The organism is Prevotella rectalis (assembly GCF_900607215.1).
Lineage (GTDB): Bacteria > Bacteroidota > Bacteroidia > Bacteroidales > Bacteroidaceae > Prevotella > Prevotella brunnea.
Map to the genome: position 1 here is coordinate 613,813 of NZ_LR027820.1, position 11,751 is coordinate 625,563.

The window sequence follows — 11,751 nt, forward strand, 5'->3', positions numbered from 1 at the left end:
CTATTGAGAATACAAATAAACTAATCAGACAATATATACCGAAAAAGGATTCGTTTGAACATTACACAGACAAGAGAATTATGTCGATACAAAAGAAATTGAACGAAAGACCGAGAGAAAAATTAAACTTTTCTACTCCAAAGTGTGAATTCTTCAAATACGTTTTATAATTTTGCACTTGCTGGTTGACTCTGCGTTGCCATGTAGCATGCAAATTGGAGGAATAAGCCAAGCGAAAATTTTGTCATATTGAAATGTTTTAGTACTTTTGCGTAAAAATTTTTCAATGCTTAAGTTTTTATCAATAGGAAGTGGTAGTAGTGGGAATTGCTATCTTTTATATACCGAGACCGATTGTTTAATGATAGATTGTGGCGTAGGTGTCAGAACCATGAAAAAGCATTTCAATAGTTATGGGCTGCAGTTATCCATGGTGCGGCATATTATTCTTACGCATGATCATACCGACCATGTTAAATCTGTGGGCTCGCTGAGTCGAAAATTGATGGTTCCGGTTTTTTCTACTTCGCTTGTTCATCAAGGAATTAAACGTCAAGCATTGGAGCCATCCATGATAAAACTTATTGAAAAGGGGAAACCTAAGAAGATTGGCGAATTTGAAGTAACTCCCTTCAACGTACCTCATGACAGCAAAGATTGTGTTGGCTATTATGTAAAACATGAACAAGTTGCTTTTACTATTGTAACGGATTGTGGTCATGTTACGGAGGAAATAAAAAACTACATTGCTCGTGCGAATTATCTTGTCATTGAAGCAAATCATGAAACCGAAAAACTGTTAGCCGGACCCTATCCTCAATATCTTAAAGAACGAATCAGCAGCGAAAATGGTCATTTGAGTAATCGTGATTGTGCTTTTGCCATTGTCGAAAATGCCACTACCAATCTTCGAAATGTCTGGCTTTGTCATTTAAGCGATGAAAATAATCATCCGGAACTTGCGCGTAAGACTATAGAAACAATATTAAATGATAGCGGACTGCGCCCGGGTAAGGATTTTGGATTGGAAGTACTGAAACGAAAATCCCCAAGTGAGGTCTATAACCTTATTTGATTCTGCTTTATCGCTTTCTGCAAAATAAATTTATTGTGATTATTAAAGAAGAATTGCAAGCTTGTGGAAGAAAAGTGTTACATTTGCATTGAATTATTTATAATTATGAAACGAAATATTTTGCCCACTCTCTTTTTAGGGATTTTAGCCTTGATGTTTTTCTCGTGCAAGAAAGAAAAACAAACAGATGTAATCATAACCAAGATTGCGCCCAAACCCCAAGTTTCTTATAAACCCCAGCAATTATCCAATTTTGAATATAAGAAAGACATAGAATGGATGGGAAACACTTTTACGATAATAATTCATAGATATGCGGATAAGAGTCTGCCAATGATTTCAAATGAAGACGGAAGAAAATTTTATGATAACAAGATTGATTTGAAAATCATTAGAAAAAATGGAAGCACTTTCTTTAGTCGCACCTTTTCAAAGAGTGATTTTAAAACCTACACGAGCAGTAAATACGCAAAGCATTGGATTCTCGCCGGATTTATGTTTGACAAAGTGGAGGGTAACCATATTAAATTTGGAGCCAGTATCGGAGATCCTGACCCAAACAGCGATGAGTTTATTCCCATAGATGTCGCAATTAATAATCTTGGTACTGTGCATATAACAAATGCCGGGCAACTCGATACCGATGATTATCAACATAATTCCAAAACAGAACTTGAGGCTTCTGAGGAAGAGGGAATTTAGTTTTTTCTCTAAAGAAGTTTATTCACTGTCTGTTCAAGAATAACCTTTATCTCAAGTCTATAACTTCCGCGCCTTTTGTCTCTTTAGCATTATATCTGAAAAGATTATCTGATTGGTTGATGGCTTTGAAATTACTGATTTTTATGGTTATCCATTTACCACCTTGCAACATCTTAATCTGTTGCGGTTGATACCGTTTGGTAATCGTAATATAAAGTTCTTGTACACTACGGGCAGGGTGAATGGCTTTTAAATGTATCTGATAGTTTGCGCCTGTCTTCATAGATAGGTTATAACCATTTTTGTAAATTGAAAGAAAGGTATATGGATTCATCGACAATCGCTGTGCTTCGTTAGGTGTGGAAATATTTACTTCGTTGGTGCCTTTCATGTATGCCCATTGCGTTTTTCCATCATACCACACAGTAGATTGAGGTGTAACAGCCTTAAATTTATTGCCTTTAATCGCGATGGTTCCGGAGATATTGCCATAGTGCTGACTGTTAATGGCAAAGTTTGCCGCGGCTCCTCCTTTTCTGCCAACAATAGCAGCAGTTTTATCTAAAACGGATTTGGCATTTTGTGCAAATAAACTCGTACACAATAATAGCCCTAATGTGATAAATAGTATTTTTCTTGTTTTCATTATTTTGTACATTAAAAAATTTATCTACCATGAAGTCTGGACAACAGAGTTTCCAAACTTGTCTCGTCTCCTATCAGTACTTCTCTTGGTTTGGAACCTTGAGCTGACCCAACTATTCCGGCTTTTTCCATCTGATCCATTAGTCTGCCTGCTCTGTTATAACCAATTGAAAAACGACGTTGTATCATGCTGGTTGAACCTTGTTGGTTGAGCACTATAGCTCTTGCAGCTTCTTCAAACAGTGGATCCATATTTTGTGAATCAAAACCATCTCCACCCGTTATTCCATCTTCAGAAATTGGCTCCGGAATCTCCAATGGTTGTATTGGACCGGGCTGTGAAGCTATGAATTTGGATATATTTTCCACCTCGGGTGTATCCACAAACGCACACTGAACACGGGTGGGCTCTCCGCCATTTAAGTACAACATATCTCCTCGTCCAACCAATTGTTGCGCTCCCGGTCGGTCAAGTATAATTCTTGAGTCCATCATCGCACCAACGCGGAAAGCAATCCTTCCCGGGAAGTTGGCTTTGATATTACCGGTGATAATAGTAGTAGTAGGGCGTTGAGTTGCAATAATCATGTGAATGCCTACAGCACGTGCCAATTGAGCAATACGAGTAATGGGCATTTCAATCTCCTTTCCTGCTGTTAGGATTAAATCGCCGAACTCATCGATAATAACAGCTATATAAGGCATGAAGTGATGCCCCTCTTCCGGGTTGAGTCTGCGAGTGAGGAATTTCTTGTTATACTCTTTGATATTTCTTGCTCCCGCAGCTTTCAGCATGTCGTAGCGTTCGTCCATGAGCACACAAAGACCTTTAAGTGTCTTAACCACTTTTTGCACATCTGTGATGATAGGTTCTTCCTCATTTTCTTCAACCGCAGCCATGAACGGTTTGGCGATGGGAGCATAGATACTGAATTCCACTTTCTTGGGGTCAACAAGAACTATTTTTAATTCGTTGGGATGTTTCTTGTAGAGTAGGGAAGTGATGATAGCGTTCAGACCCACTGACTTTCCTTGTCCCGTGGCGCCGGCTACAAGAAGATGTGGTATTTTGGCAAGATCCACCATAAACACATCGTTGGTTATAGTTTTTCCTAACGCTATGGGCAGCTCCATGGTAGAATCTTGAAACTTCTTTGAGTTAAGAATGGAGTACATGGACACAATAGATGGTTTTGCGTTAGGAACTTCTATTCCAATTGTTCCTTTTCCGGGCATCGGTGCGATGATACGGATGCCGATAGCTGCCAAACTCAAGGCGATGTCGTCCTCAAGGTTTTTTATCTTGGATATTCTGATTCCTTGCGCCGGTGTTATTTCATAGAGTGTAATTGAAGGGCCAACGGTGGCTCTAATACTTCGGATTTGAACCCCGAAATCATCCAACACTTTAATAATTCTATTCTTATTCGCTTCAAGCTCTTCTTTGTCCACATAGCTGATTTGAGCATCGGAGTCATAGTTTTTCAACAAGTTCAACGTTGGGTACTTCCAATGCAAAAAAGGTTCGTGAGGATTGATGGGGGTTGATAAGTCCGCTTGCCCGGCAACCGTCTTTCCCACAGCTTCTTCTTCTTTTTTCGTGTCTTGAATCTGAAGCCCTACTTCTGTGTCTTTTTCCGTAACATCCGACTTCTTTTTAGAAGTTATTTCTCTTTTATCGTTTTGAGGGATGTCGTCATCTAAAAACTCCACCGTTTGCGGAAGCGGATCAATGAAGTTGGCTTTTGCTTTCTCCGGGTTAGAGTCATCTTCTTCGCGCTCTGTCTCCGTAGAATGATTAACAATGGTAAATTTTACTCTATCTCGTATGTAGCCAACGGGGTTCAACAACTTGCGAACGATAATTATGGTTTCTGATGTCAGATAAGTAAGAAAAGCCACCATAATGATGATAAGGAGGGCTATGAGTCCGGGAGAGCCGATTATATTTTCCAAGTATTGAACACAAAAAGCCCCATGATCTCCTCCCGGATTAAAAATCTGTTCGCCCATGACCGGCGTTAAGAATTTAGCAAATGTAACCGAACTCCAAATCATGATAATTGCCATAGCGAAAAACCATTTCCATAAGTTGGTTTTTTCATAAGCTTTTATCATTTTAACGCTGCAAATTATGATAAAAAGCGGAATGATAAAAGCCGGTATTCCGAAACATTTTGAGATGAGATAATAAGATAATATGGCACCGATGGAACCACAGGAGTTTTGGAATTCCTGTCCACTGTTTTCAATTTCTCCCGGGCGTAAGGCAGTAACCAAGCTCTGGTCAGCACTCCCTGTGGAGAAATAGCTTATAAAAGCGATGCAAATAAACGCCGCAAAGCATAGAAGGATAAGCCCGAATACGAAACTTGTTTTATCGTTGATGATATAATTGATGCCGATTGCTTCGCTAAATGTCTTAGGTTTGCGCTCAGTTTTCTTTCTTACCATTATTATGTATATTTTACTGCAAAAGTAGCAATTTTAAGCCATAAAAAGGTAAAATATCCGAAGTTTTTTCTACTTTTGCAATTGAAAACATAATTCATGCTGACAAAGATATACAGTAAGTTCAATAAAAAACTCATACCTGCGCTTCCAAGGGTTGTCTTCCCGGGGAGGATAATAGTCATATCTGCCGAGCCGGAAGCGAAGAAAGCCGTGGATTATCTAATGGCACAAAATATTTTGGGGATTGACACGGAGACACGTCCTGTATTTAAAAAAGGTAAGCATAATAAGGTCGCGCTCTTTCAAGTGAGTACTCACCAAGTTTGCTTCCTTTTCCGGTTAAACCGATTAGGCTTATCCCCTTGTCTCATCCGTTTGCTGGAGGATACTAAAGTGCTGAAGATAGGCCTGTCGCTTGATGATGATTTTTTAATGTTGAGACAACGAGGGGAATTTAAAAAAGGGAAGTTTGTAGATCTCCAAGATATAGTCCATGAGTTTGGAATAGAAGATTTAAGTTTGCAAAAACTTTACGCTAATTTGTTCCATCAACGCATTTCAAAAAGAGAGCAGCTGACCAATTGGGAAAATAAAACCTTAACAGAAAAGCAACAGTTGTATGCGGCAACAGATGCTTGGGCATGTATAAAAATATATGAGCGATTGAAGGAATTGGCATCCACGCAAGACTATGAAACGCTATCCGAGGGGGAAACGTTAAATTTTAATCTCGCAAACCAATAAAGAATATGTATAAAAAGATATATCTGAAGAAAGGAAAAGAAGAGAGTCTCCATCGTTATCATCCGTGGATTTTTTCAGGAGCGGTGGCACGAAAAGCCGAAGATATTGAAGAGGGTGAAATTGTGCGAGTGCTTACGAGTCATGATGAGTTTATCGCCATTGGTCATTATCAGATAGGTTCCATTGCTATACGAGTATTATCCTTTGAAGATATCACCATTGACGCTCGATTTTGGGAAGAACGAATCAGGACAGCCTTGGAAGTGCGTAAGGCTATTGGGGTTATCAAGTCCGCCAATGCTCCCGAATTGCAAAATACAACCTATCGTTTGGTACATGGCGAGGGGGACAATCTTCCCGGACTTATTGTGGATGTTTATGGCAAAACTTGTGTGGTTCAAGCTCATTCCGTTGGCATGCACATTAACCGAAAAGAGGTCGCTGATGCCATCATAAAAGTTTTTGGTATACAGATAGATAGCATTTATTATAAAAGTGAGACTACACTTCCATATAAAGCCAATTTGCAGCAAGAGGATGGATTCTTATATGGAAGAACAGACAACAATATTGCCATAGAAAACGGATTAAAATTCAAGATAGACTGGCTGAAAGGGCAGAAGACCGGTTTTTTTATAGATCAGCGGAATAACAGAAGGTTGCTTGAGTTCTATGCCAAGAATAGAACCGTATTGAATATGTTCTGTTACACAGGAGGTTTTTCGGTCTATGCCATGCGTGGAGGGGCAAAATTGGTTCATTCTGTGGATAGCTCGGCAAAAGCAATAGAACTTACAAATGAAAACATAAATCTAAATTTCCCCAACGATTTGCGGCATACGGCTTATTGTGCGGATGCTTTCAAATATCTGGACGAGAATAATGGAAAGTACGATTTACTGGTGCTTGATCCGCCGGCATTCGCGAAACATCGTTCCGCGCTGCGCAACGGATTACGTGGCTACATACGTTTAAATCTCAAAGGGCTTGAGAAGATCAAACATGGTGGCATTTTATTTACATTTAGTTGTTCGCAAGTTGTCACTAAGGAACAGTTTAGGCAAGCTGTCTTTACTGCTGCCACACAGGCAGGTAGGAGGGTTCGCATACTACATCAACTTCATCAGCCGGCAGACCATCCCATCAATATCTATCATCTTGAGGGGGAGTACCTCAAAGGCTTAGTATTGTATGTTGAGTAAAGTTCGTGAGTATATAACATCCTTTCAGCTATTAGATAAAGAGAAACTTTATCTTGTCGCTTTGTCTGGTGGAGCCGACAGCGTGGCACTTTTATATGTCTTGCATCAACTTGGCTACCGATTGGAAATAGTTCATTGTAATTTTCGGTTAAGAGGAGAGGAAAGTTATCGGGACGAAGCGTTTTGCAAAATTTTAGCTCAGAAACTCAATCTTCCGTTCCATGTAATTCATTTTGAAACAGCTTTATATGCCGAAACTCATAAAGTAAGTGTTGAGATGGCTGCGCGCGATTTGCGTTACAGATATTTTGCCAATTTACTTCAAGACATTGGGGCTTCCGGTGTTTGCGTTGCCCATCATCGGGAAGATTCAGTCGAAACGATATTGCTGAACATCATCCGCGGTACGGGGATAAAAGGACTGGTGGGAATAAGACCAAAGCAGGGAGTCATCATTCGCCCATTATTAAACTGCACAAGACATGAAATCGAAACTTTCCTAAGAAAAAATCACCAAGACTTTGTTACCGACAGCACCAATTTCAACGTTGATTTCAAACGCAACAAGGTAAGGAATGTTCTCATGCCCTTATTAGAAGAGATGAACCCATCAGTAACTTCAGCTTTGTTGAAATTGTCTTCTTTTTCCATTGATGCCAATCGAATCGTGGAAGAGTCTATAAGTAATTATTTAAGCAAAGTAATTAAAGGAGACGAAGACGACTTGCATTGCTTTCTGCAATCCTTGCGGTATCCCAACTTGCTATCGAAGCCTGTTCATCTTGCTATTAATTCGATTGAAGAGTTTTGTTCACCTGATTATTTGCTTTATTATATCTTTTCGCCTTTTGGCTTTACCCCTTCGCAGATAGAACAAATTTCCCAATCATTAGGCACGCAACCGGGTAAGCATTGGCAATCGGAAAGCCATGAGTTGTTGATAGACAGGCATGAAATAATCGTATCCCCTCTTATTTTGCCTTTTGAGAAAGAGATGAAAATTCCGGAGATGGGAACCTATATCTATTCCAAAGGTACTGTACTGAAAGTGAAAGCGGCGGAGCTTGAAGAAGGCTTTGAACTCCCCGATGGACTCTTGGAAATTGCAATTGACAGGGATAAGATAGAATTTCCGCTACTATTGCGTCCATGGAAGAAAGGAGATCGATTCGTGCCTTTTGGCATGAATGGTACCAAACTCGTCAGTGATTTTCTTACTGATATCAAGATGAATGTCTTTGAAAAACGCCGTCAGCTTGTGCTTTGCGACGCAAAAGCTCGTATCGTCTGGGTTGTTGGACAGAGATTGGATAATCGGTATCGATTGACAGTCCAAACACGTACCATACTCATTATTAGATGCAAGCATTAGTATGAGTTATTGCGTAGGGATTGTGAAGTAATTTCTTGCTTTTTTCGGTGATTATTTCCAATAGTCTCCTAAACACTTTTTCGAAAACTCACGAAACATCGCATAAATCATAAGGCGTGATGTGTTTTCTTTCAATCATATATGGCGTGTACCTCCAATTCATATTCAGGTGGTGGTAAACAGACGCTTGACAGCGAACATTCGACCTGCCCGGCATCATGAAATTATATTACAAAAAATGTATTGGGAAGATACTTCGTAATCTATTGATAATCAGGATGATATTAATTGCGATTTAAAAGCTTAGCTTTTACATTCCAATTCATGACCTTTTGCAGTGTAAAAGATAAGCTTTTGGAAAGTGAAAGCTAAGCTTTGGGTGGATGAATGAAGAAAATTTAGGACACTATTGGATTATTTCAATATTTTCTTCTTTTAGTGCCTTTTGTGTCGTACCTTTGCAGTGGACTTTCATTTTACATCCTCATGTATATGTCGAGAGCAAAAATTTTAGTGATTCTATTGTTAGGTTTGGCGAGTCAGTTTCTTCAGGCGAAGGAGTGGTCTGCCAATGATATTCCCATGGTTCATTTGAAAGATGCTCGAAAGTATGTTTGCGATCCTGAGGGGATTATGTCCCCGGATATGAAAGATTCCACCGACTTCTATATTCACCAATTGGAAAAGGAAACGGGAATACAGACTGTTTACGTCATTGTGTCGCGCGTCTTGAATGGAGATGTATTTCGTGTCGCGCAAGATATTGGCAATCGTCAAGGGGTTGGAGATAAGAAAACCAACAGAGGTTTGGTCGTGGTCGTGTCTGTTGATGATAAAAAATATTTCATTGCACCGGGTGAAGGCTTAGAAGCCGACTTAACCGACCTTGAATGTGATTTAATAGGTCGTGAATGTATTGTCAAAAATATGCGACAAGATAATGCTGACAGGGCGTTGCTCTCTACTGCCAAGACTATTTATTTTAAATTCAAGACAGGCAAGATACTCCTTCAAGACACGGATGATGCCGATGGCTCTGATGCTTATGCCATTGTGGTTATCATCATTGTTGCAGGTTGGCTGATTTGGGCTTTCTATGGAAAGAACAATGGAGGAAAGGGCGGACCACATGGAAGAGGAGGCGGTGGCTTTGGTCCGATGATATGGGGCAACCCCGGGCATCTTAACGACAGACATTTTGGAGGAGGCTTCTCCGGCGGAGGTAGCTCCGGCGGAGGTAGCTTCGGTGGTGGTAGCTTTGGCGGTGGTGGTGCCGGTGGTGGGTGGTAGGTTGTGTTTCCATTAGAGAATAACTTAATTTAAAATCAATATGAAAAATAAAACATTATTAATTGTTATTGGAGTTGTCTTGATTATAGGGCTTTGGCTCTTCTCTGGCTATAATGGCATGGTGGATAAGGAAGAATCTGCCACTACGGCTTTGAGCAACATTGAAGCTGCCTATCAAAGAAGAGCAGACATGATGCCTCAATTGGCAAAAATCGTCAAAGCCTATGCCAAACATGAAAAAGAAACATTCGAGGCTGTTACAAAGGCGCGCAACGCTGCCACTCAAATCCATTTGGATGCCAATAATCTTACACCGGAAAGCATACAAAAGTTTGAGACGGCACAGTCTCAACTTGCTCAAGCTTTCTCCCGACTAATCGCAGTGGCAGAGTCCTATCCTGAACTAAAGGCCAATGCGAATTTCCTCGCTTTACAAAAACAGGAGGAAGGAACGGAAAATCGTATCAATGAAGCTCGCAGGAAATATAATGAATCGGTGCAGGATTATAACCGTACCATCCGACATTTTCCGAACAGCCTGATCGCCCATTTGTTTGGATTTGATAAAATGGTAAAGTTTCAATCAGCGAAAGGCGCCGAGAAAGCCCCCGATTTGGATATCTAACAAGTCTTTTTGAATCATTGTTCGAATCCGGTTTCATAAACAGGATTTTTGAGATTTACAATCTTTTGAATATCAGTATCTTACATTTAGCAGAGTAGAACCTTAGCTTTTGCGTATCAAAAGCTAAGGTTTCAGATGCTAAGTGTTATGTATATCATGTTCGATTGAATAATTCTTTCGATTTCTCATTTCTTCCATTTATTTCAAACATTTGTTTCAGAAGGAGGAATCGTCAAGGTTATCGCGTTGGAAAAACTATGATTTCGAATTACTAATTCAATTATTTTTATGAGATTGATTTTGAGGTACGATGTGCAAAATTAAACTTATAGCTCATTTTGCAGGCTGAAAGTGTTATGCCATTCGATCCGAGAGAGGTATATCTATTAAAAACTAAAGTTTTAGATTTATTTTACTCTGAAATCTAATTTTAAAGAAAATTTTTATACTTTTGAGTCCAAAAGATATATACCACTATGATAGAAGAAATATTGAAATACAATATTCGGTTTGTGGAACAAAAAGAATATGAAAATTATGCCACATCAGGGCAACCAAACAGAAAATTAGCAGTGTTGAGTTGCATGGATACTCGTCTTACCGAGCTACTCCCCAAAGCCATGGGATTGAAAAACGGTGATGCAAAGTTTATTAAAGTGGTTGGCGGTACCATGCTCTCTCTCTACGACTCAGTTATGCGGTCATTATTAGTGGCTGTATATGAATTGGAGTGTAAGGAGATTATGGTGGTTCACCATTCCGATTGTGGACTCTGTCGGATGAAAGCCCAACACTTTATAGACCTTATGAAACAGGAAGGTATCAGCGATGAGTCTCTACAAAAGGCTGCCAAACACGTAAACCTTGAAAGGTTTTTCAGTGGGTTCGATGATGTAGAAGAAGATGTAAAACTCACGGTAAACACTATTAAATGCCATCCACTGATGCCACGAGGGTTTACGGTGAGAGGATTTATCATCGACTCGCACACAGGCAAACTGTCAGAAGTGCTGTAAAACAGGCATACGCAACTGTCTTTAGAAAAATCGACTGTAAGTTCCAAAACGAAGTGCAATTGCAAGTTCCAAAACGAAGTGCAATTGCAAGTTCCAAAACGAAGTGCAATAAAAGAGTAGCCCTCGCCGAGAGATGCAGACGTTCTCGAAGCGTAGCGAGAGGTTGTCTGCATCTCTCGGCGAGGAAAAAAAACAACCAGCAATACAAATAAAAAAGGGAGACCTCTGTCTCCCCAAGATTAATTAACTTTGTATTGTGAAATATCATCAATTAACCTCGGAGCAAAGGTCGCAAATTTTCGCCTTACTCCAAAAGAAAACAGGGAGAAAAGAGATTGCCACAATCGTCGGCATCAGTCAGTCAACACTATCACGTGAAATCAAACGCAACAGCACGCCATCAGAAAAGTATATCTGGACAAAGGCGCACGATATGGCTATGCAGCGCAGAAAGAGAACGGTAAAGAACGCCAGGCTCTCTAACGAATTAGTCTGGAGAATTAAGGAATATATCACCAATGACCAGTGGTCTCCACGACAAATATCAGGTTATCTGCGCAAGAATGAGGGAATAAAGGTGTCCCACCAATCCATTTATAATATCATTCATAATGATACAACAGGGG

12 protein-coding genes (1 of these 12 only partly in view) are annotated in these 11,751 nt (G+C 39.9%); 10 read left to right on the forward strand and 2 right to left on the reverse strand.

The features are described from left to right. The 3 genes from E0E16_RS03465 to E0E16_RS03480 form a co-directional block, all read left to right on the forward strand. On the forward strand, positions 1–24 hold the end of the coding sequence (locus E0E16_RS03465; RefSeq protein WP_439650604.1) for an IS30 family transposase. It extends 654 nt beyond the left edge of the window; the window shows 24 of its 678 coding nt (coding positions 655–678); the start codon falls outside the window, past its left edge; it ends in the stop codon at positions 22–24. A gap of 262 nt (positions 25–286) precedes the next feature. Continuing rightward, the gene (locus E0E16_RS03475) at positions 287–1,075 is read left to right on the forward strand and encodes an MBL fold metallo-hydrolase (protein ID WP_130828846.1); all 789 of its coding nucleotides are present in this window, start codon (positions 287–289) and stop codon (positions 1,073–1,075) included. Between the two features lie 105 nt (positions 1,076–1,180). Continuing rightward, positions 1,181–1,777, forward strand: coding sequence for a DUF4738 domain-containing protein (locus E0E16_RS03480; RefSeq protein ID WP_130828848.1), 597 nt, complete (start codon positions 1,181–1,183; stop codon positions 1,775–1,777). Between the two features lie 46 nt (positions 1,778–1,823). Here the strand turns inward: E0E16_RS03480 and lolA1 are convergent, their stop codons facing one another. Then, positions 1,824–2,423 (reverse strand): outer membrane lipoprotein periplasmic chaperone LolA1, encoded by a 600-nt coding sequence (gene lolA1 / locus E0E16_RS03485; RefSeq protein ID WP_130828850.1) that lies wholly within the window; start codon positions 2,421–2,423, stop codon positions 1,824–1,826. A gap of 20 nt (positions 2,424–2,443) precedes the next feature. Beyond that, positions 2,444–4,876, reverse strand: coding sequence for an FtsK/SpoIIIE family DNA translocase (locus E0E16_RS03490; protein WP_130828852.1), 2,433 nt, complete (start codon positions 4,874–4,876; stop codon positions 2,444–2,446). A 96-nt stretch (positions 4,877–4,972) separates the two neighbouring features. Between E0E16_RS03490 and E0E16_RS03495 the strand changes: the two genes are divergently transcribed. The 7 genes from E0E16_RS03495 to E0E16_RS03525 all read left to right on the forward strand — a co-directional run. Beyond that, positions 4,973–5,620, forward strand: a complete 648-nt coding sequence (locus E0E16_RS03495; protein WP_130828854.1) for a 3'-5' exonuclease — start codon at positions 4,973–4,975, stop codon at positions 5,618–5,620. 5 nt (positions 5,621–5,625) lie between these two features. Next, complete coding sequence (locus E0E16_RS03500; protein WP_130828856.1) at positions 5,626–6,822, forward strand: class I SAM-dependent rRNA methyltransferase; 1,197 nt, start codon at positions 5,626–5,628, stop codon at positions 6,820–6,822. Beyond that, positions 6,812–8,194 (forward strand): tRNA lysidine(34) synthetase TilS, encoded by a 1,383-nt coding sequence (gene tilS / locus E0E16_RS03505; protein ID WP_130828858.1) that lies wholly within the window; start codon positions 6,812–6,814, stop codon positions 8,192–8,194. The genes E0E16_RS03500 and tilS overlap by 11 nt, the downstream gene beginning before the upstream one ends. Positions 8,195–8,686: 492 nt before the next feature. Then, positions 8,687–9,484 carry a TPM domain-containing protein gene (locus tag E0E16_RS03510; protein ID WP_130828860.1) on the forward strand — a complete coding sequence of 266 codons (798 nt, stop codon included), beginning with the start codon at positions 8,687–8,689 and terminating at the stop codon, positions 9,482–9,484. Positions 9,485–9,524: 40 nt separating this feature from the next. Next, entirely contained in the window at positions 9,525–10,109 is a 585-nt protein-coding gene (locus tag E0E16_RS03515) for a LemA family protein (RefSeq protein WP_130828862.1), read from the forward strand. Between the two features lie 476 nt (positions 10,110–10,585). Next, on the forward strand, positions 10,586–11,125 hold the full coding sequence (locus E0E16_RS03520; protein WP_130828864.1) for a beta-class carbonic anhydrase: 540 nt from the start codon (positions 10,586–10,588) through the stop codon (positions 11,123–11,125). Positions 11,126–11,381: 256 nt separating this feature from the next. Further along, positions 11,382–11,751, forward strand: a 370-nt coding sequence (locus tag E0E16_RS03525; protein ID WP_165444186.1) for a helix-turn-helix domain-containing protein, incomplete at its 3' end; no start/stop codon positions are given.